Annotated in this window: 23 protein-coding genes; 8 read left to right on the top strand and 15 right to left on the bottom strand. The window is 71.9% G+C overall.

The window, feature by feature from the left end; translation table 11 throughout:
* Positions 1-120 precede the first annotated feature (120 nt).
* The 5 genes from ACGF3I_RS10175 (at position 121) to ACGF3I_RS10155 (ending at position 3,762) form a co-directional block, all read left to right on the top strand.
* Entirely contained in the window at positions 121-1,326 is a 1,206-nt protein-coding gene (locus ACGF3I_RS10175; protein WP_393130172.1) for a S8 family serine peptidase, read from the top strand.
* Between the two features lie 78 nt (positions 1,327-1,404).
* Positions 1,405-1,965, top strand: coding sequence for a DUF1697 domain-containing protein (locus ACGF3I_RS10170; protein ID WP_393130171.1), 561 nt, complete (start codon positions 1,405-1,407; stop codon positions 1,963-1,965).
* Positions 1,958-2,356 carry a DUF4440 domain-containing protein gene (locus tag ACGF3I_RS10165; RefSeq protein WP_393130170.1) on the top strand — a complete coding sequence of 133 codons (399 nt, stop codon included), beginning with the start codon at positions 1,958-1,960 and terminating at the stop codon, positions 2,354-2,356. The genes ACGF3I_RS10170 and ACGF3I_RS10165 overlap by 8 nt, the downstream gene beginning before the upstream one ends.
* 99 nt (positions 2,357-2,455) lie before the next feature.
* Positions 2,456-3,088, top strand: a complete 633-nt coding sequence (locus ACGF3I_RS10160) for a DsbA family protein (RefSeq protein ID WP_393130169.1) — start codon at positions 2,456-2,458, stop codon at positions 3,086-3,088.
* A gap of 95 nt (positions 3,089-3,183) precedes the next feature.
* Positions 3,184-3,762 carry a TIGR03086 family metal-binding protein gene (locus ACGF3I_RS10155; RefSeq protein WP_393130168.1) on the top strand — a complete coding sequence of 193 codons (579 nt, stop codon included), beginning with the start codon at positions 3,184-3,186 and terminating at the stop codon, positions 3,760-3,762.
* Positions 3,763-3,853: 91 nt separating this feature from the next.
* Here the strand turns inward: ACGF3I_RS10155 and ACGF3I_RS10150 are convergent, their stop codons facing one another.
* From ACGF3I_RS10150 to ACGF3I_RS10085, 14 genes are all read right to left on the bottom strand, one after another.
* Positions 3,854-4,594: a sirohydrochlorin chelatase gene (locus ACGF3I_RS10150; RefSeq protein ID WP_393130167.1), complete on the bottom strand. Its 741-nt coding sequence runs from the start codon at positions 4,592-4,594 to the stop codon at positions 3,854-3,856.
* 5 nt (positions 4,595-4,599) lie between these two features.
* The gene (locus ACGF3I_RS10145; protein ID WP_393130166.1) at positions 4,600-5,490 is read right to left on the bottom strand and encodes an ABC transporter permease; all 891 of its coding nucleotides are present in this window, start codon (positions 5,488-5,490) and stop codon (positions 4,600-4,602) included.
* The gene (locus ACGF3I_RS10140; RefSeq protein WP_393130165.1) at positions 5,477-6,271 is read right to left on the bottom strand and encodes an ABC transporter ATP-binding protein; all 795 of its coding nucleotides are present in this window, start codon (positions 6,269-6,271) and stop codon (positions 5,477-5,479) included. The genes ACGF3I_RS10145 and ACGF3I_RS10140 overlap by 14 nt, the downstream gene beginning before the upstream one ends.
* A 43-nt stretch (positions 6,272-6,314) precedes the next feature.
* Positions 6,315-7,427, bottom strand: a complete 1,113-nt coding sequence (locus ACGF3I_RS10135; protein ID WP_393130164.1) for an aliphatic sulfonate ABC transporter substrate-binding protein — start codon at positions 7,425-7,427, stop codon at positions 6,315-6,317.
* Between the two features lie 239 nt (positions 7,428-7,666).
* Positions 7,667-9,022, bottom strand: coding sequence for a sulfate adenylyltransferase subunit 1 (locus ACGF3I_RS10130; protein WP_393130163.1), 1,356 nt, complete (start codon positions 9,020-9,022; stop codon positions 7,667-7,669).
* A complete protein-coding gene (cysD, locus tag ACGF3I_RS10125) occupies positions 9,023-9,958 on the bottom strand; it encodes a sulfate adenylyltransferase subunit CysD (protein ID WP_393130162.1) in 936 nt (311 codons plus the stop codon).
* On the bottom strand, positions 9,955-10,500 hold the full coding sequence (gene cysC / locus ACGF3I_RS10120; RefSeq protein WP_393130161.1) for an adenylyl-sulfate kinase: 546 nt from the start codon (positions 10,498-10,500) through the stop codon (positions 9,955-9,957). Before cysC ends, cysD begins: the two co-directional genes overlap by 4 nt.
* 32 nt (positions 10,501-10,532) lie before the next feature.
* Entirely contained in the window at positions 10,533-11,249 is a 717-nt protein-coding gene (locus ACGF3I_RS10115; protein WP_393130160.1) for a phosphoadenylyl-sulfate reductase, read from the bottom strand.
* Positions 11,246-11,425, bottom strand: coding sequence for a hypothetical protein (locus ACGF3I_RS10110; protein WP_393130159.1), 180 nt, complete (start codon positions 11,423-11,425; stop codon positions 11,246-11,248). The genes ACGF3I_RS10115 and ACGF3I_RS10110 overlap by 4 nt, the downstream gene beginning before the upstream one ends.
* Positions 11,422-13,119, bottom strand: coding sequence for a nitrite/sulfite reductase (locus tag ACGF3I_RS10105; protein ID WP_393130158.1), 1,698 nt, complete (start codon positions 13,117-13,119; stop codon positions 11,422-11,424). The genes ACGF3I_RS10110 and ACGF3I_RS10105 overlap by 4 nt, the downstream gene beginning before the upstream one ends.
* A 125-nt stretch (positions 13,120-13,244) precedes the next feature.
* On the bottom strand, positions 13,245-13,328 hold the full coding sequence (locus ACGF3I_RS10100; protein WP_310591794.1) for a putative leader peptide: 84 nt from the start codon (positions 13,326-13,328) through the stop codon (positions 13,245-13,247).
* A 117-nt stretch (positions 13,329-13,445) separates the two neighbouring features.
* Positions 13,446-14,009, bottom strand: a complete 564-nt coding sequence (locus ACGF3I_RS10095; protein WP_393130157.1) for a GNAT family N-acetyltransferase — start codon at positions 14,007-14,009, stop codon at positions 13,446-13,448.
* Between the two features lie 43 nt (positions 14,010-14,052).
* Positions 14,053-15,345, bottom strand: coding sequence for a GAF domain-containing protein (locus ACGF3I_RS10090; RefSeq protein WP_393130156.1), 1,293 nt, complete (start codon positions 15,343-15,345; stop codon positions 14,053-14,055).
* 291 nt (positions 15,346-15,636) lie between these two features.
* Positions 15,637-17,283, bottom strand: a complete 1,647-nt coding sequence (locus tag ACGF3I_RS10085) for an acyl-CoA dehydrogenase family protein (RefSeq protein WP_393130155.1) — start codon at positions 17,281-17,283, stop codon at positions 15,637-15,639.
* A 17-nt stretch (positions 17,284-17,300) separates the two neighbouring features.
* Between ACGF3I_RS10085 and ACGF3I_RS10080 the strand changes: the two genes are divergently transcribed.
* Positions 17,301-18,551 (top strand): YihY/virulence factor BrkB family protein, encoded by a 1,251-nt coding sequence (locus tag ACGF3I_RS10080; protein ID WP_393130154.1) that lies wholly within the window; start codon positions 17,301-17,303, stop codon positions 18,549-18,551.
* 65 nt (positions 18,552-18,616) lie between these two features.
* On the top strand, positions 18,617-19,342 hold the full coding sequence (locus ACGF3I_RS10075; protein ID WP_393130153.1) for a helix-turn-helix domain-containing protein: 726 nt from the start codon (positions 18,617-18,619) through the stop codon (positions 19,340-19,342).
* Here the strand turns inward: ACGF3I_RS10075 and ACGF3I_RS10070 are convergent.
* The gene (locus tag ACGF3I_RS10070; RefSeq protein ID WP_393130152.1) at positions 19,282-19,674 is read right to left on the bottom strand and encodes a VOC family protein; all 393 of its coding nucleotides are present in this window, start codon (positions 19,672-19,674) and stop codon (positions 19,282-19,284) included. The two genes, ACGF3I_RS10075 and ACGF3I_RS10070, sit on opposite strands and share 61 nt — an antisense overlap.
* A gap of 79 nt (positions 19,675-19,753) precedes the next feature.
* Here ACGF3I_RS10070 and ACGF3I_RS10065 point away from each other — a divergent pair, with 79 nt between their 5' ends.
* Positions 19,754-20,155, top strand: coding sequence for an ArsR/SmtB family transcription factor (locus tag ACGF3I_RS10065; RefSeq protein WP_393130151.1), 402 nt, complete (start codon positions 19,754-19,756; stop codon positions 20,153-20,155).
* The last annotated feature ends 121 nt before the right edge of the window (positions 20,156-20,276 follow it).

Genomic DNA, 20,276 nt, shown 5'->3' with positions numbered 1-20,276 from the left:
TCACAGCTGCATGAAGTCCTTGATCTGTGCGCGCCCATCGGCAAGGGTTTCGAACCAGCCCCGGAAAGTTTCCTTCCGGTAGGCAAACCCCCCACACAGATGACGAGGAGACCCCTCTTCATGGCAACTCACAAGCGTGCGAGCAGGATCAAGCTCACCGCGGGCATAACCGCCCTCGTGGCGGCGGCCGGATTCACCGCGCTGAACTCCCCGTTCGCCGGAGCGGCGCCCGCCGAGGGCCCGGTCTACGGACTGAACGCCCAGGGCGCGGTGGACGGAAGCTACATCGTCCTGCTCGACAAGTCGGCCACGGCCGACACCAAGCGCAAGCTCGCCGAGGAGTACGGCGGCGAGCTCAAGCGGGACTACTCCTCCTCCCTCAACGGCTTCTCCGCCGACGGCCTGTCGCAGACCGAGGCCAAGCGCCTCGCCGCCGACCCGTCCGTCGGCAAGGTCGTGCAGAACAAGAAGTTCCACATCAACGCCGAGCAGAAGAACCCCCCGTCCTGGGGGCTCGACCGCATCGACCAGACCGCGACGGCGGGCGACGGCACGTACACGTACCCCGCGAGCGCCGGAGAGGGCGTCACCGCGTATGTGATCGACACCGGGGTCCGCATCTCGCACAAGGACTTCGGCGGCCGGGCCTCCTACGGCTTCAACGCGGTCGACAACAACGACAAGGCCGACGACGGAAACGGCCACGGCACCCATGTCGCGGGCACCATCGCGGGCACCGCGCACGGCGTCGCCAAGAAGGCGAAGATCGTCGCCGTGCGGGTCCTGGACAACCAGGGCTCGGGCAGCACCGAGCAGGTGGTCGCCGGTATCGACTGGGTCACCAAGAACCACCGGGGCCCCTCGGTCGCCAACATGAGCCTCGGCGGCACCGCCGACCCCGCCCTGGACGAGGCGGTCCAGAAGGCCATCGCCTCCGGGATCACCTTCGGCGTGGCCGCGGGCAACGAGTCCGCGGACGCCGGCAACGGTTCGCCCTCCCGGGTCAAGGAGGCCATCACGGTCGCCTCGTCCACCAAGGACGACCAGCAGTCCGGCTTCTCGAACTTCGGCGCGGCCGTCGACCTGTACGCCCCCGGCTCGGACATCACCTCCGACTGGAACACCTCCGACACGGCCACCAACACGATCTCCGGCACCTCCATGGCGACCCCCCACGTCGTCGGCGCGGCGGCCGTCTACCTGGCGGGACACCAGGACGCCACCCCCGCCCAGGTCTCCGACGCCCTGACCCGCGGCGCCACGCCGGACAAGATCGGCAACGCGAGCCCGGGCACCCCGAACAAGCTGCTGAAGGTCGTCGAGTAGACACCGTCCGGCAGCAGTGAACGACGGCCTCCGCGCCCGTCCCCCACGGGGCGCGGAGGCCGTCCTACTGTGGGGCCCATGACGACGACGTACGCCGCTCTGCTGCGCGGCATCAATGTGGGCGGGAACAGGAAGGTTCCCATGGCCGAGCTGCGCCGGCTCCTCCAGGAGCTGGGTCACGGCGCGGTGAGGACGTATCTGAACAGCGGCAACGCCGTCTTCACCAGCGCCTCCGGCGACCAGGACGCGCTCGCGGCCGACCTGTCGGCCGCCCTGGAGAAGCACTTCGGCTTCACCGTCGCCTGCATGGTGCGCGACGGGGCCTATCTGCGCTCCGTGCTGGACGCCTGCCCCTTCCCGGCCGACGACCTGGCCGGCAAACAGCTGCACGCCACCTTCTTCTCCGGCCCCGCCGTCACCGCCGAGCGCTTCGCCTCCCTCGACCCGGCCGCCTACCTCCCCGAGGAGTTCCGGCTCGGCGACCAGGTGCTCTATCTGTACGCGCCCGGCGGCCTCGGCACCTCGCAGCTGGGCGCGGCCCTGTCCCGGCCCGCCCTGCTCAAGGGCGTCGAGGCCACCTCGCGCAACTGGAACACCGTCAAGGCGCTCGTCGAGATGACGGAGGCGGCCCGTGCCTGAGAGCGAGGGGCGCGCCGTGGAGGCCGCCGTCGAGGGGGAGCTGCGACTGCTCGACCCCGAGGTGCGCGCGAGCGCCGAGCTGCTGGCAGCCCAACTGCACCCGGACTACGTGGAGTTCGGCCGTTCGGGGCGGCGCTGGAACCGGGCGGAGATCATCGCGGCACTCACCGCGGAGGACGCCCGCGTCGCCCGGCCGATCACCGCGTCCGGCATGACCGGCGTGCGGCTCGCCCCCGACGTGGTCCATCTGACCTTCGACACCGACAACAACGGACGTCTGGCGCACCGCAGTTCACTGTGGCGGCGTACCGACGACGGCTGGCTGCTCTACTTCCACCAGGCCACCCCCTTCACGGCCCTGCCGTCGGACCCCCTGCCCCAGGACGGCTGAGCCGCACCCCGCCACGGCTGGACGGCGACGTGATTGGACCAGTGGATCTCCTGTCGAATGGCCCAGGACCGGGGGCCAATGCGGAGCTAGTCTCCTGTCATGACGAACACTTCGCAGGACCCCGCAGAGCGCGTCGCCGTCGACTTCTACTTCGATCCCGCCTGCCCCTTCGCCTGGATCACCTCCCGCTGGATCCTGGAGGTCGAGCAGCACCGCGCCCTCGACCTCCGGTTCCGGCCGATGAGTCTCCACCTGCACAACCTCGGCAACGAACTCCCCGACTGGTACCGGGACTTGGTGGACCGCTCGATCGGCCCGGTCCGGGTCGCGGTCGCGGCGGCCGAGGCGCACGGAGACGCGGTGCTGCGCGACCTCTACACCGCCTTCGGCACCCGTATCCACCAGGAGAAGAACGAGGACTTCGACGAGGTGATCGCCCAGTCGCTCGCGGAACTCGGTCTGCCCGCGGCCCTGGCCGGCGCCGCCCACGACCCGGCGTACGACGAGGCCGTGCGCCGCAGCCACGACGCGGGCAAGGACCCGGCCGAGGACGGCTATGTGGGCACCCCGACCCTGCACCTGGACGGCAAGGTCTACTTCGGGCCGGTGCTCAGCTCCATTCCGCGCGGCGAGGAGGCGGCGCGGCTCTTCGACAGCGTGCGCACGATCGCCGGGTACGACGACTTCTTCGAGCTCAAGCGCACCCGCACGGGCTCCCTGCGCTTCGACTGAGACCCGAAACCCCTGTGCGGCGGGCCGTCGCACGGCCGGTCGGCCTGTCGCGTTTGTTCAATACGGCGCCCGTGGTGCCGGGAGACGCTGGCGGCATGAAGAACGAACACCGCGTCATGACCGAATGCGCCGCAGAGGCCGCCCGCATCGCGCGCGGCGTCACCGCCGACCGGCTCGCCGGGCCCACCCCCTGCCAGGGGTGGGACGTGCGGGCCCTGGTCAACCACTGGGTGCTCTACACCTCGCACGGCCTGGAGCACCGGGCCCTGCGCAAGCCGCTCCCGGACGAGCTCACCGCCCGGGACTTCACCGCCGACGCCGACTGGGCCGAGCGCTACGCCGCCCAGCTCGACCGGGCCGTGACCGCCTGGTCCGAGCCGGACGTGTGGGAGGGCGAGGTCGACCTGGGCGGCGCCGCACTGCCCGCCGCGCGGATCGCCGCCATGGTGATCAAGGAGATGGCGGTGCACGGGTGGGACGTCGCCCGTGCCACCGGGCAGGAGGTGCGCCTGTCGGAGGAGTCCGCCGCGTTCGTCCTGAAGGTCGTCGAGGACAACGCGGAGCTCTACCGCCAGTACGAGGGGTTCGCCGACCCCGTCCGGCCGGCGCCCGCCGCCACCACCTTCGAGCGCGCCCTCGCCGCCTCGGGCCGCGATCCGCGCGGGTCGGCGTAGGCCCGGATCTCGCAGGCAGGGCCAAGTACCCCGGAGACCGGGCCGAGTTGAGGCCCCTCCCGCGGCGGTCCCGGGGGCCCGCGCCGCGCGGCTACGCGCTCAGCAGGGGGCGCCCGGCCCCGGAGCGGGCCTGCTCGTAGCGCTGGAGGAGCAGGCGGGCCAGCTCCGGCGCCGCGCCCAGGACGTCGGACAGTACATCGGCCTGCGCCGCGCCCCTGGCGATGCGGTCGGGCAGGAAGCCCGGAGCGATCACATAGGGGGCCACCGCCACCCGGCGGACGCCCTCGGCGCGCAGGGCCCGTACCGCGTCCTCGGTACGGGGCAGAGCCGCGGAGGCGAACGCAGGCCGCACGGCGCACCAACCGGTGTGCCGCAGCTCCCGCGCAATTTCAGCGATCACTGCGATCGCCTCCGGGTCGGTGGAGCCCGCCGAGGCCAGGACGAGCCCGGTCGAGCTTCGGTCGGCGGGGCTGAGCCCCGCCTCGTACAGCCGTCGCTCCAGCGTGGCGAGCAGCAGGGGCGAGGGGCCGAGGACGTCCGCGAGGCGGATGTCCAGGCGGGCCGGTGCCCGGTCGAGCACGGCCGGGATGTCGGCCTTGGCGTGGAAGGCCCGGGTCAGCAGCAGGGGCAGGGCCACCACGTCCCGTACGCCCTCGGTGTCCAGGCGGTCCAGGACGTCGGGGACGGACGGCGTGTCGAAGTCCAGGAAACCCGTCTCCACCCGGACGCCGGGCCGCAGCGCCCGCACCCGCCGCACCAGGGCGTGCACGGTCGCGGCGTGCCGGGGGTCGCGGCTGCCGTGGGCGATGACGAGGAGGACCGGGCGGTGCACGGCGGTCAGCCCTTCACGAGCAGACCGCGGCCGCGCAGCACCCTGCGCTCCAGCGGGCTGAAGATCAGCAGGTCGATGGCGATGCCCACGATCAGGATCAGGACGATCGCCAGGAAGATGCCGGGCATGTCGGAGTTGTTGCGGCCGTTCTCCAGCAACTGGCCGAGCCCCAGGCCGAGATCGGGCGAGGACGCGATGATCTCGGCGGCCATCAGGGAACGCCAGGAGAACGCCCAGCCCTGCTTGAGGCCGGCGAGGTAGCCGGGCAGCGCGGCCGGCATCAGGACGTGCCAGGCGCCGCGCACCCCGGTGGCGCCGAGCGTGCGGCCCGCCCGCAGATACAGCGGGGGCACCTGGTCGACGCCGGAGACGAGGCCGTTGGCGATGGAGGGCACCGCGCCGAGCAGGATCACGGCGTACATCATCGAGTCGTTCAGGCCGAGCCACAGCACGGCCGGGGGCACCCAGGCCACCGAAGGCAGCGACTGGAGGCCGGACAGGATGGGGCCGATCGCCGCGCGCACGAACCTGACCCGGGCCACCAGGAGCCCGAGCGGGGTGCCGATGGCGAGGGCGAGCAGGAAGCCGAGCAGGCCGCGCGAGACGCTGGTCCACACCACGTCCAACAGCGTGCCCTGGAGCCACATGTCCTCCAGGCTCGACCAGACGGCGGCCGGCGCGGGCAGCTTGTACTCGTCGGTGACCTTCGCCGACACCAGGACCTGCCACACCACCAGGACCAGGACGACCGCGGTCAGCGGCGGCAGCACCTTCTTGACCAGGACCTCGCGCACCGGGGTGCGGTGGGTCTGGACGGTCTCGAGTGCGTCAAGACCCGCCTCCAGGCTGCCCAGGTCGGGGGAGCCCTTGACGTCGGTGGTCTCAGTGCTGGCCATGGCGGCGGATCTCCCCACGCAGTTGTTCAGTGATCTCGACGGAGAGCTCCGCCACGTCGGCGTCCTCGATGCGCCGCGGCTGGTCGATGTCCACCGTCCACTCGTGGGCCACCCGGCCCGGCCGCGAGGAGAGCAGCACCACGCGCTGCGCGAGCCGGACGGCCTCGCGCACGTTGTGCGTCACGAACAGGACCGACACGTTCGTCTCGCGCCAGATGCGGGTCAGCTCGTCGTGCAGCACGTCCCGGGTGATCGCGTCCAGCGCGGCGAACGGCTCGTCCATCAAAAGGAGTTGGGAATCCTGCGCGAGGGCGCGGGCCATCGCCACCCGCTGGCGCATACCGCCGGACAGCTCGTGCACCCGCTTGCCGTACGCACCCTGGAGGCGGACCAGGGAGAGGAGTTCCTCGGCCCGCTCGCGCCGCTCGTTCTTGGGCACCCCGCGCAGCCGCAGCGCCAGTTCGATGTTCTTGCCCGCCGTCAGCCACGGGAACAGGGCGTGCTCCTGGAACATCAGCGCCGGGCGTCCGCCGGGCGTCTCGATGCTGCCCGCGGTGGGGGCGTCCAGGCCCGCGACCAGGTTCAGCAGCGTCGACTTCCCGCAGCCCGAGGCGCCCAGGAGGGTGACGAACTCGCCCGGAGCGACATCGAGGGTGATGTCGTCGAGGACGAGCTGCGGTCCCGCGGGACCGTTGAAGGACTTCGAGACATGCCCGATGCGGGCGGCGTACGCGTGCTCTGCCGCCGTGCGGTCCGTGGCCTTGGCGAGTGCGGTGGCCATGGTCGTCACCTCCTGGGAAACCTGTGAGCCGGCTGGTGGGGGACTACTTGGCGCCGAGGCCGGCGTCGCCGACCTCAGGCCTGCCCAGGGACTTGAGGACCTTGTTGAGCGGGTCCAGGTCGTAGATGCCCTTGAGGTCGGGCTTCTTGAGGAGTCCGGACTTCACCGCGTGGTCGGCCTGGGCCTGGAGACTGGCCGACAGCGGGTCGTCCAGGATCTTGATCGACTTCCACGCCGGGTCGATGATGTCGGCCGGCAGCGCCTTGCCCGACAGCTTCTTGAGGGCGGCGTTCGCCGACTCCTTGGCCTGGTCGGGGTGGGTCACGATCCACTCGTTGGTCTTCACCGAGCCGCGCAGGACCGCCTCGACGACGTCCGGGTGCTCCTTGAGGAACTTCTGCGACACGATGATGTTGGTGATCACGAACTGCTTGTCCGGCCACAGGTCCGACTCGTCGAGCAGCACCTTGCCGCCCTCGGACACCAGCTTGGAGGCGGTCGGCTCGGGCACCCAGGCACCGTCGATCGAGCCGGACCTGTAGGCGTCCGGGGTGATCTTGTTGTCCGAGCGGACCACGTTGACGTCGCCCTTGCCGCTCTGCGCGTCGACCTTCCAGCCCTTGTCCGCGATCCAGTTGAGGAACGCCACGTCCTGGGTGTTGCCGAGCTGCGGGGTGGCGATGTCCTTGCCCTTGAGGTCGTCGAGCGAGGTGACCTTGTGGGGGTTGACCACCAGCTTCACACCGCCGGAGGCGGAGCCGCCGATGATCTTCAGGCTCTGGCCCTTGGACTTGGTGTAGCCGTTGATCGCCGGCGAGGGGCCGATCCAGCCGATGTCGATCGAGCCCGCGTTGAGCGCCTCGATCTCGGAGGGGCCGGCGTTGAAGGTGGCCGTCTTGACGGCCGTGCCGCCCAACTCCTTCTGGATCAAGCCCTCCTGGACGCCGACCAGCGCGGTGGCGTGCGTCAGGTTCGGGAAGTAGCCGATCTTCACGGAGTCGGCGGAGAGCTTCTTGCCGTCCGCGGCGGGCGCCGCCTTCGCGGCGTCGTCCTTGTCGGCGGCCGAGCCGTAGCCGCAGGCGGCCAGCGCCCCGAACAGCAGGGGCAGGGTGGCGGCGGCGGCGAGGCTGCGCCTCGCGGTCGAGCTGGCAGGCACGGGAGGGTGTCCTCTCGGAGGCCCGGTGCTTACGTCGTTCGGAGTCTCAACTCCGGGACGCGGCCGGGAAGTCGGCGGGTCTTCGGTGCGGTGGTGGGTGCTGGCGGTGCAGCCGGGCGCGCGAGCGGTGCGCGTACGTCATCGCGCACATCGGCCCACCCCGCCCTGGCCGCTGCCGAGCGCGCCGCTGCCGACACGGCCGCCCTCCTTCGCGAAGGTCGAGTAGACGTCGTGGTGCATCAGAAGTCCCAGCCCTCTTCGTCCTCGGCCGTGGCGGCCGGGGCGTGGGAGTGGACCGAGGCGGACGCGAAGGCCTCGCCCGCCATGCCGGCCGCCAGCGTGGTGCCGTCCGCCGGGTCGATGAGCAGGAAGGAACCGGTGCGCCGGGAGTCGGCGTAGGAGTCGAGCGCGAGCGGCTCGGCGGTGCGCACCGTCACCCGGCCGATGTCGTTGGCGACGAGCCGGCCCGGGTCCGGGTGCTGCGAGAGGTCGTCCAGGGTGAGCCGCGACGGGATCTCCTTGACGATCGCCTTGACCGTACGGGTGGTGTGCTTGAGCAGCACCCGCTGACCCACCGTCAGGGGCTGGTCGGCCACGTGGCACACCGTCGCCTCGACGTCCTGGGTGATGGCGGGTGCGTCCCCGCTCGGCACGATCAGGTCGCCGCGCGAGACGTCGATGTCGTCCGCGAGCAGCAGGGTGACGGACTGCGGCGTCCACGCGATGTCGACGGACTCTCCCAGCAGGTCGATGCCCGCGACGGTGCTGGTGCGCCCGGAGGGCAGGACGGTCACCGGCTCGCCGACCCGGAAGGTGCCGGCCGCGATCTGGCCCGCGTATCCGCGGTAGTCGGGGAGCTCGGCGGTCTGCGGACGGATCACGTACTGCACGGGGAGGCGGGCGTGGCAGGAGGTCAGGTCGTGGCTGACCGGCACCGTCTCCAGGTGTTCCAGGACGGTGGGGCCGCCGTACCAGTCCATGTGGGCGCTGGGCTCCACGACGTTGTCACCGGCGAGCGCCGAGATCGGAATCGCGGTGATCTCCGGAACGCCCAGCTCTTCGGCGTACGCGGTGAATTCCTCGGCGATGGCCGCGAAGACCTTCTCCTCGTACGCCACCAGGTCCATCTTGTTGACGGCCAGGACCACGTGCGGCACGCGCAGCAGGGCCGCGACCGCGGCGTGCCGGCGGGTCTGCTCGATGACGCCGTTGCGGGCGTCCACCAGGACCACGGCGAGGTCGGCGGTGGAGGCGCCGGTCACCATGTTGCGGGTGTACTGCACATGGCCCGGGGTGTCGGCCAGGATGAACCGGCGCCGCGGGGTCGCGAAGTAGCGGTAGGCGACGTCGATGGTGATGCCCTGCTCGCGCTCGGCCCGCAGGCCGTCGGTGAGCAGCGCGAGGTCGGGGGCCTCCTGGCCGCGCCTGAGGGAGGCGGCCTCGACGGCCTCCAGCTGGTCGGTCAGGACCGACTTGGAGTCGTGTAGGAGCCGGCCCACCAGGGTGGACTTGCCGTCGTCGACGGACCCGGCGGTCGCGAAGCGCAGCAGGGTGGTGGCCGAAAGTCCGGCCAACTGCTCGGTGGACGTGCTCATTTAGAAGTACCCCTCGCGCTTGCGGTCTTCCATCGCGGCCTCGGACATCTTGTCGTCGGCGCGGGTGGCGCCCCGCTCGGTCAGCCTGGACGCGGCGATCTCGGTGATGACGGCATCCAGCGTCGTCGCGTCGGAGTCGACGGCGCCGGTGCAGGACATGTCGCCGACGGTGCGGTAGCGCACCAGGCGCGTCTCGACCGTCTCGCTCTCCTTGGGGCCGCCCCACTCGCCCGCGGTCAGCCACATCCCCGCGCGCTGGAACACCTCGCGCTCGTGCGCGAAGTAGATCTGCGGCAGGTCGATGTCCTCGCGGGCGATGTACTGCCACACGTCCAGCTCGGTCCAGTTCGACAGCGGGAAGACCCGCACGTGCTCACCGGGGGCGTGCCGGCCGTTGTAGAGCTGCCACAGCTCGGGACGCTGGCGGCGCGGGTCCCACTGCGAGAACTCGTCGCGCAGCGAGAACACCCGCTCCTTGGCCCGGGCCTTCTCCTCGTCGCGCCGGCCGCCGCCGAACACCGCGTCGAAGCGGTGCTCCTGGATGGCCTCCGTCAGCGGCAGCGTCTGGAGCGGGTTGCGGGTGCCGTCGGGCCGCTCGCGCAGCTTGCCGGCGTCGATGTAGTCCTGCACCGAGGCGACGTGCAGACGCAACCCGTGCTCGGCGACCACCCGGTCGCGGTAGGCGAGCACCTCGGGGAAGTTGTGCCCGGTGTCCACGTGCAGCAGCGTGAACGGCACGGGCGCCGGGGCGAACGCCTTCAGGGCGAGGTGCAGCATCAGGATGGAGTCCTTGCCGCCGGAGAAGAGGATCACCGGCCGCTCGAACTCTCCCGCCACCTCGCGGAAGATGTGCACCGCCTCGGACTCCAGGGCGTCCAGGTGGCTGAGCGCGTACGGGCTGTCCACGCCCTCGGTCACGGTTGCTGCCGACGTCATGCCAGGCCCCTCTCGGTGAGCAGCGCGAACAGCGCCGCCGCGGACTCCTGCACGGTCTGGGTGTGCGACTCGATCCGCAGGTCCGGCGCGGTGGGCGCCTCGTACGGGTCGTCGACGCCGGTCAGGCCGCTGATCTCGCCCGCCGCCTGCTTGGCGTACAGACCCTTCACATCGCGTACGGAGCAGACCTCCACCGGGGTGGCGACATGCACCTCCAGATAGGCGGTGCCCTCGCTCTTGTGGCGTCCCCGCACCGCCTCGCGGCTGTCCGCGTACGGCGCGATCACCGGGACCAGCGCCTTGACGCCGTTGGCCGCGAGCAGTTCGGCGACGAAGCCGATCCGCTGCACGTTGGTGTGCCGGTCCTCGCGGCTGAAGCCGAGGCCCGCCGAGAGGAACTCGCGGATCTCGTCGCCGTCGAGCACCTCCACGCGGTGTCCGGCCGCGCGCAGCCGGCCCGCGAGCTCATGGGCGATGGTGGTCTTGCCGGCGCTCGGCAGACCGGTCAGCCAGATGGTGGCTCCCGCCTCCGTCACGCTCATCGAAGTCTCCTGATCACTGTGCTGACGGCCCGTCATCCGTGCAGTCCGCACTCGGTCTTGTTGCGTCCGGCCCAGCGTCCGGCGCGCGCGTCCTCGCCCTCGGCGACCCTTCGGGTGCAGGGGGCGCAGCCGATGGAGGGGTAGCCGTCCATGAGCAGCAGGTTGGTGATCACCCCGTGCTCGGCGACATAGGCGTCCACGTCGTCCTGCGTCCAGCGGGCGATCGGCGACACCTTGACCTTCTGCCGCTTCTCGTCCCAGCCGACGACCGGGGTGTTCGCCCGGGTCGGGGACTCGTCGCGGCGGAGCCCGGTGGCCCAGGCCGTGTACGAACTCAGGCCCTGCTCAAGGGGCTTGACCTTGCGCAGCGCACAGCACAGATCGGGGTCGCGGTCGTGCAGCTTGGGGCCGTACTCGGCGTCCTGCTCGGCGACGGACTGGCGCGGGGTGAGGGTGATGACGTTGACGTCCATCACCTCGGCGACGGCGTCGCGGGTGCCGATGGTCTCGGGGAAGTGGTAGCCGGTGTCGAGGAACACCACGTCCACCCCGGGCATCGCCCGCGAGGCGAGATGGGCCACGACCGCGTCCTCCATGGAGGACGTGACGCAGAACCGCTTGCCGAAGGTGGCGGCGGCCCACCGCAGGATCTCCAGCGGCGAGGCGTCTTCGAGGTCACGGCCCGCCTGCTCGGCGAGCGCCTTGAGTTCGGCGGCCGTGCGGCCGCCGGCGACCTGAGTGGCCGTCATATCGCTTCCCCTCCGCGGTCGTTGCGGGTCACTCCGCGGGCGAGCAGCCCGAGGAACTTCAGCTGGAAGGCCCGGTTGCACGCCGCGCACTCCCACGCGCCGTGCCCGGCCTCGTGGGGACGCAGGTCCTCGTCCCCGCAGTACGGGCAGTGGTAGGGCGCCGCTCGCTCGCTCATGACAGGGCCTCCTCGCCGGCGCGCGCGGCCCAGGTCGCGAACCGCTCGCCCTCGGCGCGGTCGGCCTGGAAGCGCTTCAGGACGCGCTCGACGTAGTCGGGCAGTTCGGCCGAGGTGACCTTGAGGCCGCGGACCTTGCGGCCGAAGCCGGCCTCGAGGCCGAGCGCGCCGCCCAGGTGCACCTGGAAGCCCTCGACCTGGTTGCCGTCGTCGTCCAGGACCAGCTGGCCCTTGAGGCCGATGTCGGCGACCTGGATGCGGGCGCAGGAGTTGGGGCAGCCGTTGATGTTGATGGTGATCGGCTCGTCGAACTCCGGGATGCGGCGCTCCAGTTCATCGATGAGCGAGGCGCCGCGCGCCTTGGTCTCCACGATGGCGAGCTTGCAGAACTCGATGCCGGTGCAGGCCATGGTGCCGCGCCGGAACGGCGAGGCGTTGACCTTGAGGCCGAGCGCCTCCAGGCCGCCGACCAGGGACTCGACGCGGTCCTGCGCGACGTCGAGCACGATCAGCTTCTGCTCGGTGGTGGTGCGCAGCCGGCCCGAGCCGTGCGTCTCGGCCAGCTCGGCGATCTTGCTGAGGGTGGCGCCGTCCACCCGGCCCACGCGGGGGGCGAAACCGATGTAGAAGCGGCCGTCGTTCTGGGGGTGCACACCGAGGTGGTCGCGCCAGACGTCCTTGGGCAGTTCGGGCGCGGGGCCGTCGATCAGCTCGCGCTTGAGGTACTCGTCCTCAAGGATTTGGCGGAACTTCTGCGGGCCCCAGTCGGCGACCAGGAACTTCAGACGGGCGCGGTTGCGCAGCCGCCGGTAGCCGTAGTCGCGGAAGATCGAGATGACGCCCTCGAAGGCGTCCGGCACCTCGTCCAGCGGAATCCACGCGCCGAGCCGCACGCCCAGCTTGGGGTTGGTGGATAGCCCGCCGCCGACCCACAGGTCGAAGCCGGGGCCGTGCTCGGGATGCTCGACGCCGACGAAGGCCACGTCGTTGATCTCGTGCGCGACGTCCAGCTGCGGGGATCCCGAGATCGCCGTCTTGAACTTGCGGGGCAGGTTGGAGAAGGCCGGGTTGCCGATGAAGCGGCGGTGGATCTCGTCGATGGCCGGGGTGCCGTCGATGATCTCGTCCGCCGCGATGCCGGCGACCGGCGAGCCGAGGATGGTGCGCGGGGTGTCGCCGCAGGCCTCGGTGGTGGACAGGCCGACCGCTTCGAGCCGGTTCCAGATCTCCGGGACGTCCTCGATGCGGATCCAGTGGTACTGGACGTTCTGCCGGTCGGTGAGGTCGGCGGTGCCGCGCGCGAACTCCTGCGAGATCTCGCCGATCACCCGCAGCTGTTCGGTGGTGAGCCGCCCGCCGTCGATGCGGACGCGCAGCATGAAGTACTCGTCGTCCAGCTCCTCCGGCTCCAGGATCGCGGTCTTGCCGCCGTCGATGCCCTGGCGGCGCTGGGTGTAGAGGCCCCACCAGCGCATCCGGCCGCGCAGGTCGCTGGGGTCGATGGAGTCGAAGCCCCGCCGGGAGTAGATCGTCTCAATGCGTGTCCGCACATTGAGACCGTCGTCGTCCTTCTTGACCTGTTCGTTCCCGTTCAGGGGCGTGAAGTGTCCGGCGGCCCACTGGCCTTCGCCACGGTGCCGGCCGGTCTTGCGGCGCGGTGTCGTGGGGGCAGGGTCTTCTGGGCTGGCGGCCATGGCGTATGTCCTTCGGGACTGCAGGTGGGCGGCTCTGACCTGCGCACTCGCGCTTCGGCGCGGCGGTGCGCTGTCAGGTACGGAAAGAATCCGGGAGAGGTGGAACTCGCGGCGGTGCTGGTGTGTCAGCGTGCCGGACAGATGGCGCTGGACATGCGGCCGAGGTCGACGTGCCGCCGACTCACCAAGGCAATTCCAGTTCCAGACATGACGGAAGCGTGTCACGGGACTTTGGACCCAGTCCACCACTATCCATCATATGGACAAAGATGTCCTGCATCGTGAGACGGTGTGGTCCGGGTCACTGCCCGGGCGGCCGAGTTGGCTCAGAAGGCACCGGGCCAGGGGCCCGGCGTCGCCACGTCCTCGGCCGGCTCCTCCTTGGTCTCGAAGAGCCGGAAGCCCCGCCGCAGATAGTTGTCCATCGCGTGCTCCCCGTCCAGGGAGCAGGTGTGCAGCCACACCCGCTTGGTGGCGGGCAGCTCCGGCCAGCGCTCCGCCAGGTCCCAGGCCCTGCGCACCCCGTGCGTCAGGAGGTGGCCGCCGATGCGCCGCCCGCGGAACGCCGGGACCAGGCCGAAGTAGACGATCTCCACCGAGCCGCCCGCCTGCGCCGCCAGCTCCACATAACCCGCCGGAGTGCCGCGCTCGTACGCCACCCACGTCTCGGTGCCGGGCTCCGCGAGCGCCCGCTCCCACTCGGCGTACGTCATGCCGAGGCGGTCGATCCACCGGATGTCGCCGCCGACCGCCGTGTAGAGGAAGCGGCTGAACTCGGGCGAGGGGACCTCGGCGCGCATGATCGTCAGACCGTCCGCCGGCTCGGCGGCCGGGCGCAGATCGGCCGGAGAGGTCTGTTCCAGGGACCAGGTGGTCACGGTGATACTCATGCGGCCCAGGCAATCATGCGCGCCCCCGCGCCTCCAACGCAGGTCAGGGGGTCGCACCCCGGCTCAGGGCGATCGCGGGGGCGAGGGAGTGGGGGAGCAGGTCGGCCGGCCGGTCGGGCCGGACCACCTCCACGTGCACGTCCTCGCTGAAGCGGTACGGGCGGTGCGCGAGCACCTCGGCGAGACCGCGGCGCAGCCGGGACATCTCCGCCCGTACGGTCACCGTGCGCGTCGGGTCCTCGAAGATGTCCTGCGCCAGCTGCGCGGCGCTGCGGCCCTCCCGGTTGAGGGCGAGCACGAACAGGAGCTCGGCGTGGCGGGGGCTCAGCTCGTGCGTCCAGCTGCCGGCCTCCCCCGACACGGTCACCGAACAGCGCCGTGGCCTGCTGAGGTCGAGCACGACCCGGCGGGCCGCCGGGGTGCCCGGGCCGTCCGCCTCGTCGACGACCTGCACGAGCCGGCCCCCGGGCAGCGGCTCGATGGCGCACATGCCGAGCGAGGGCAGCCAGACGCGGCCCGCGCGCGGCGACTTCGGCAGGACGAGCCGCTCGGTGGGCGGCATCCCGGTGACCGCGGCGACCCAGCCGTTGTCGTCCACCGCCAGCGCCCGCCCGCCCACCCGGCACAGCACCGGCGCCGCCGCCGTGCGCAGCCGCTCCAGGGCGGCGAAGTGCCGGTTGCGCAGCTCGGCCGCGGCGAGCCGGGTCACCGACGTCACGAAGGACAGGGTGGCCGGATGCATGGTGCCGAGTGGGCCGCTGATGTCCACCACCCCGATCAGCCGCCCGTCGCGCGGGTCGACGACGGGCGCGCCCGCGCAGGTCCAGGTGTGGTGGGAGGACACGTAGTGCTCGGCCGAGAAGACCTGCACCGGACGGCCGGTGACGAGCGGGGTGCCCACCCCGTTGGTGCCGACGGCCCGCTCGCTCCAGTCGGCGCCGACCTCGAACCCCAGGGCGTCGGCGCGCCTCAGGACCGAAGGATGGCCCTCGCGCCACAACAGCCGTCCCTCGGCGTCCGAGACGACCATGATGTGCTGGGCCGCGTCCGCGACCGAGACCAGCGCCTCCCTGAGCACCGGCAGGACCTCCGCCAACGGCGAGTGCCGGCGGCGCCGTTCGACCTCGGCCAGGGACAGCAGGCCCGCCGTGTTGTCGCCGTCCGGATCGAGCCCGCTGCTCAGCGCGCGCCGCCAGGACTCGCCGATCTCCGTACGCGGCACGACCTTCGAGCGCCGGCCGGCGAGCGCAGCCGCGCGCACGCCCTGCAGGAGCCGGGTCGCCTCCTGGGCGTCCATGGCGGCGAGCCGGGCCACGTCGAGCGTGGTGGTCTGCACGGAATCCTCCTGGCCTCGACACCCAAGTCCCTCGGAGCCGGGCCCCGGTGTCCTGAATTCATCGTGCCCGCCCGCCGGTTGGCGCGCGGCGATATGCCCCACATGGTTGCAACCCTTTGCAACTCTCGCGAACGGCCGTGCGTGGGTACGAAGGTGGGCAGTGCACCGGAAGTCCGGTCGTCATGCTCCGTCCTCGGACGCATGAGAGTGCGGGGGTGGTGCCGTGTCGGCGCAGCACCACCCCCGACGGACCGCTCGGCCCGCCGGTTTTCGGCCGCGCCGGACGCCGGTTCACACCTCGGCGCGGGCCCGCTCCACCACGGCCGCCAGATCCAGCGAGTGCGGCAGCGTCCCGAAGGCCGCCCCCCAGTCACCGCCGAGCCGCGAGGCGCAGAACGCGTCCGCGACCTCCGGGGGCGCCCAGCGCACCAGCAGCGACCCCTGGAGCACCAGCGCCATCCGCTCCACCAGGCGGCGGGCCCGGCCCTCGATGCCGTCCAGGTCGGCGAGTTCGGTGAGCAGGTCCTTGATGGCGCCGTCCAGGCGGTGATCCGCGCCGCGCGCCTTGCCGACCTCCTGGAGGAAGGCGTTGATCGCGTGCGGCTCGCGCTGGAGCGCCCGCAGCACGTCGAGCGCCTGGACGTTGCCCGAGCCCTCCCAGATCGAGTTCAGCGGCGCCTCCCGCAGCAGCCGCGGCATCCCGGACTCCTCGACGTAGCCGTTGCCGCCGAGGCATTCGAGCGCCTCGCCGGCCACTGGCGTACAGCGCTTGGTCACCCAGTACTTGGCGGCCGGCACCGCCAGGCGCAGGAACGCCCGCTCCTCCTCGGTGTCCGCGTCGTAGGCGGCGGCGAGCCGCAGCGCCAGCGTGGTGGCGGCCTCGGACTCCAGGGCAAGATCGGCGAGCACGTTGCGCATCAGCGGCTTCTCGACGAGCAACCCGCCGAACGCACGTCGGTACGAGGCGTGGTGGACCGCCTGGGCCACCGCCTGGCGCATGATCGCCGCCGAGCCGATCACACAGTCGAGCCGGGTCGCCGCCACCATCTCGATGATGGTGCGCACCCCGCGTCCCTCCTCGCCGACCCGGCGCGCCCACGTCCCGTCGAACTCGACCTCGCTGGAGGCGTTCGACTTGTTGCCCAGCTTGTCCTTGAGGCGCTGGATCGCGAACGTGTTGCGGGTGCCGTCGGCCAGGACCCGGGGCACCAGGAAGCAGGTGAGGCTGTCCCGCGCGGAGGGGGACGCCTGGGCGAGCACCAGGAACCCGTCGCTCATCGGCGCCGAGCAGAACCACTTGTGCCCGGTCAGCGCGTACGCGCCGTCGGAGGCCAGCGGGGCCGCCACGGTGGTGTTGGCCCGTACGTCACTGCCGCCCTGCTTCTCCGTCATGCCCATGCCGAAGATCACGCCCGCCTTCTCGGCGGCCGGCCGCAGCCCCTCCTCGTACACGTGCGAGGTGAGCCGGGGCTCCCACTCGGCGGCGAGCGCCGGGTCGGTGCGCAGTGCGGGCACCGCCGCGTGCGTCATGGAGACCGGGCAGCCGTGCCCGCCCTCCGCCTGCGTCCAGACCAGGAACCCCGCGGCCCGGCGCACATGACCGGCGGGCCGGCCCCAGGCGTCGGTGAGCCCCGACGTCACGGCCTTGCCGAGCAGCCGGTGCCAGCTCGGATGGAACTCGACCTCGTCGATCCGGTGGCCGTACCGGTCGTGGGTGCGCAGCTTCGGCGGATTCTCGTTCGCCAGCACACCCCACTCCTGCGCCTGGGCCGATCCGGCGGACCGTCCGAGGGCCGCGAGCTCCTCGCGCACCTCGTCGACGAGCTCCGGTGCGGTGTGCCGTTCGACCGCCTCGCCCAGGGCGCGGTCGGCGGTGAAGACGTCGTACCCCACCAGGGGCGGAGCCTGGTTGGTCACTGTGTGGGTGGTGGCTGCCATGCCGATACGGTAAGGACGTGCAGCCAGCAAATGAAACACCCGAGCGGACATCCGGCCGCCTTCACCGGGCCCGCGTCCTCTACCGCAACGTCTCCAAGCGGAAATTGGGCTGGCTGCTCCTCAAGGACACCGTCAACTCCTGTGTCGAGTACCGGATCCTGGGCCTGGCCGCCGAGGCCGCCTTCTTCACCCTCCTCTCGCTGCCTCCGCTGCTGCTCAGTGTCATCGCCCTGCTCGGTTACGTGGACGGCTGGACCAGCACGCACACCGTCGCCAGCATCGAGCAGAACATCCTGAACGCGGCCGGCACGGTCCTGTCCGAGCGCGGCGTGCGCGAGTTCGCCCAGCCGCTGCTCGACGACGTCACCCAGGGCAAACGCCCGGAAATCGTCTCCATCGGCTTCGCCATCGCCCTGTGGTCGGGCTCGCGCGCGGTCAACGTCTTCATCGACACCATCACCGTGATGTACGGGCTCGACGGGCAGCGCGGCATCGTGAAGACCCGGCTGCTCTCGCTCGTCCTCTACATCGTGGCGCTGCTCATCGGCGCGGTCGTGCTGCCGCTCGCGGTGGTGGGCCCCGACCGGGTGGTCGAGCTGATCCCGTGGGGCACGGACGTGATCAGCTTCCTGTACTGGCCGACGATGATCCTGCTGTCCATCGCCTTCCTCACCACCCTCTTCCACGTCTCGGTGCCGGTCCGCTCGCCGTGGATCGAGGACGTGCCGGGCGCGCTGGTGGCCCTCGCGATGTGGGTGCTCGGCTCGTTCCTGCTGCGCATCTATCTGACCAGCACGGTGGAGGGGCCCACCATCTACGGCTCCCTCGCCGCCCCCATCGCGGTACTCCTCTGGATCGGCATCTCGGCGTTCGCGGTGCTGGTGGGAGCGGCCGTCAACGCGGCCATCGACCGGGTCTGGCCCTCGGTCGCCACGGCGGCGGCGCGCGAGGCGGGCGAGCGGGCGCGGGCGGCCCAGGCCGCCGAGATCGTGGCCCGCGCCCACCCGTCCCAGCCGATGCTCTTCGGCGACGCGGGCGTGGACGCGGAGGAGGGGGACGAGGGGGACGACGGCATCGACCCCGGGATGCCCTCGGAGTTCCCCGAGCGCTGGTCGAAGTTCCTGCCCCCCGAGGACGTCAAGTCCCGCCTGCACACGGCCAAGCGGCACGAGGACAAACCTTCGGAGAAGCCGGCGGGGAAGCCCTCGGACGCGGCGCCCGGGAAGGCGCCCCGCGGCCACGAGAAGACCCCGCGCGACCACGACTGACCGCACCCGGCGTGCTGGAGGTGACCGCACCGGGGACGGGCGGCACCCGGGGCTACCCTCGAAGCATGTACCGAGAGCGGCCGTCGCGGCTGTCAGGCGCCGTCGTGTGGACCCGCACCGTGGACGCCGACGACGCCCCGCGCCCCGTGCTCCCGGACGGCTGCATGGATCTGCTCTGGTGCGAGGGGCGCCTTCTGGTGGCCGGCCCCGACACCCGCGCCCACCTGCCGCGCGCCCCGCTCGGCACGCGCTATGCGGGGATCCGCTTCGCGCCCGGCGCGGGCCCCGCGTTCTTCGGCGTCCCGGCGCACGAACTGCGTGACACCCGGCCCGCGCTCGACGCGATCTGGCCGGGCGCACGGGTGCGCGCCCTGGCCGCGTCGATCGGCGATGCGGCCGACCCCGCCGCCGCCCTCGAAGCCGCGGCCCTCGCGACGGCGCCCCGGCCGGACCCGCTGGCCCGGGCGGTCGCCCGGCGCCTCGCCGCGGGGTGGAGCGTGGCCGCCACCGCCGCCGAGGCCGGGCTCGGCGCCCGCCAACTGCACCGGCGCTCCCTCGACGCGTTCGGCTACGGGCCTAAGACGCTGGCCCGCATCCTGCGCCTCCAGCGGGCCCTCGCCCTGGTGGCGCGGGGCATGCCGTACGCCGAGGCCGCGCTCGCCGCGGGCTGCGCCGACCAGGCCCACCTCGCTCGGGAGATGCGGGCACTGGCCGGGATGACGCTGACCGACTACGCCGAGGCGGCGAACAGCGACACCTCCACGCCGTCCGGGTCGAGCACGGTCGCATAGCGCTGGCCCCAGAAGGCGTCCCACGGTTTGAGGTGCCCGCGGTGCCCGGCCGAGGTGAGCGCCTCGTACGTCGCGTCGACCTCGGCGGGCGAGTCGCAGGCGAAGGCGAGGCCGGTGCGGCCGGCGCTTTCGGGGCGCGTCCAGGAGGGGTCGAAGGAGCGGATGGTGTCCTCCGTGTCCCACAGGACCCGGGTGCCGCCGGGGAGCGTGCACTCCACATGCGGCTGGGTGTCGGCGTCGGCCGGGAGGTCGAGGCCGAGGCGGCGGTAGAAGGCGAGCGAGGCGGCCATGTCGGCCACCACCAGGCCGAAGGCGTCGAGTCGTGGAGTCATGACCTCACCGTAGGCAGGGCGGTGGGAGCGGGTCTTGAACGAAACGGACACGCCGCAGGGGCTCCGTTACGCTCTTTGCATGGGAGCGCAAAGAGAGAGCTGGGACGAGGACCGGGCCGACCGGGCCGTCACCGTCCTGAAGGCCGTGGCGGACCCCTCGCGGTACCGGCTGCTGTGGGCGCTCAGCGGGGCGGAGCTGCCGGTGAGCACGCTGGCCGAGCTCATCGGGGCCCACGTCGCCGCGACGTCCCAGCACTTGGCCAAGCTCCGCGCGGCCGGCCTGGTCACCTCGCGGCGCGACGGCACGCGCATCTACTACCGGGCGGCGGGCCCGGCGGTCCGCACACTCCTGGAAGACGCCTCCCTGGCAGCCCTCACCCCACCCCCGCCCCCCGCAACACCCCCCGCCCCCACGACGACAGCCCCCGCCCGCGCCCACGCCCCCCGCAGAGCCAGAGCCCCCCACCCAGCAACAGACTGACCCACCCACCAGCAAGACAAGGCCCGCGAAAACCACCTCCGGCCAGCAGCCGACCGGGGCTTCAGGGGCGCGAGGAACGGCGCGAGAAGCCCCCACGGCCCGCAGCCGACCGGGGGGTTTA

It is taken from the genome of Streptomyces sp. NPDC048111, assembly GCF_043202815.1.
Classification (GTDB): domain Bacteria; phylum Actinomycetota; class Actinomycetes; order Streptomycetales; family Streptomycetaceae; genus Streptomyces.
Note: the sequence above shows the minus strand (reverse complement) of the source record. Positions and strands in the feature narration are given on the sequence as shown.

Bases quoted from the DNA above. Each gene is read 5' to 3' on its own strand.
- ACGF3I_RS10065 (WP_393130151.1), top strand. From the start codon at position 19,754: ATGGGAGCGCAAAGAGAGAGCTGGGACGAGGACCGGGCCGACCGGGCC.
- ACGF3I_RS10175 (WP_393130172.1), top strand. From the start codon at position 121: ATGGCAACTCACAAGCGTGCGAGCAGGATCAAGCTCACCGCGGGCATA.
- ACGF3I_RS10155 (WP_393130168.1), top strand. From the start codon at position 3,184: ATGAAGAACGAACACCGCGTCATGACCGAATGCGCCGCAGAGGCCGCC.
- cysD (WP_393130162.1), bottom strand. From the start codon at position 9,958: ATGACGTCGGCAGCAACCGTGACCGAGGGCGTGGACAGCCCGTACGCG.
- ACGF3I_RS10075 (WP_393130153.1), top strand. From the start codon at position 18,617: ATGTACCGAGAGCGGCCGTCGCGGCTGTCAGGCGCCGTCGTGTGGACC.
- ACGF3I_RS10070 (WP_393130152.1), bottom strand. From the start codon at position 19,674: ATGACTCCACGACTCGACGCCTTCGGCCTGGTGGTGGCCGACATGGCC.
- cysC (WP_393130161.1), bottom strand. From the start codon at position 10,500: ATGAGCGTGACGGAGGCGGGAGCCACCATCTGGCTGACCGGTCTGCCG.
- ACGF3I_RS10110 (WP_393130159.1), bottom strand. From the start codon at position 11,425: ATGAGCGAGCGAGCGGCGCCCTACCACTGCCCGTACTGCGGGGACGAG.
- ACGF3I_RS10095 (WP_393130157.1), bottom strand. From the start codon at position 14,009: ATGAGTATCACCGTGACCACCTGGTCCCTGGAACAGACCTCTCCGGCC.
- ACGF3I_RS10145 (WP_393130166.1), bottom strand. From the start codon at position 5,490: ATGGCCAGCACTGAGACCACCGACGTCAAGGGCTCCCCCGACCTGGGC.
- ACGF3I_RS10170 (WP_393130171.1), top strand. From the start codon at position 1,405: ATGACGACGACGTACGCCGCTCTGCTGCGCGGCATCAATGTGGGCGGG.
- ACGF3I_RS10115 (WP_393130160.1), bottom strand. From the start codon at position 11,249: ATGACGGCCACTCAGGTCGCCGGCGGCCGCACGGCCGCCGAACTCAAG.
- ACGF3I_RS10140 (WP_393130165.1), bottom strand. From the start codon at position 6,271: ATGGCCACCGCACTCGCCAAGGCCACGGACCGCACGGCGGCAGAGCAC.
- ACGF3I_RS10160 (WP_393130169.1), top strand. From the start codon at position 2,456: ATGACGAACACTTCGCAGGACCCCGCAGAGCGCGTCGCCGTCGACTTC.
- ACGF3I_RS10100 (WP_310591794.1), bottom strand. From the start codon at position 13,328: ATGTCTGGAACTGGAATTGCCTTGGTGAGTCGGCGGCACGTCGACCTC.
- ACGF3I_RS10105 (WP_393130158.1), bottom strand. From the start codon at position 13,119: ATGGCCGCCAGCCCAGAAGACCCTGCCCCCACGACACCGCGCCGCAAG.
- ACGF3I_RS10130 (WP_393130163.1), bottom strand. From the start codon at position 9,022: ATGAGCACGTCCACCGAGCAGTTGGCCGGACTTTCGGCCACCACCCTG.
- ACGF3I_RS10085 (WP_393130155.1), bottom strand. From the start codon at position 17,283: ATGGCAGCCACCACCCACACAGTGACCAACCAGGCTCCGCCCCTGGTG.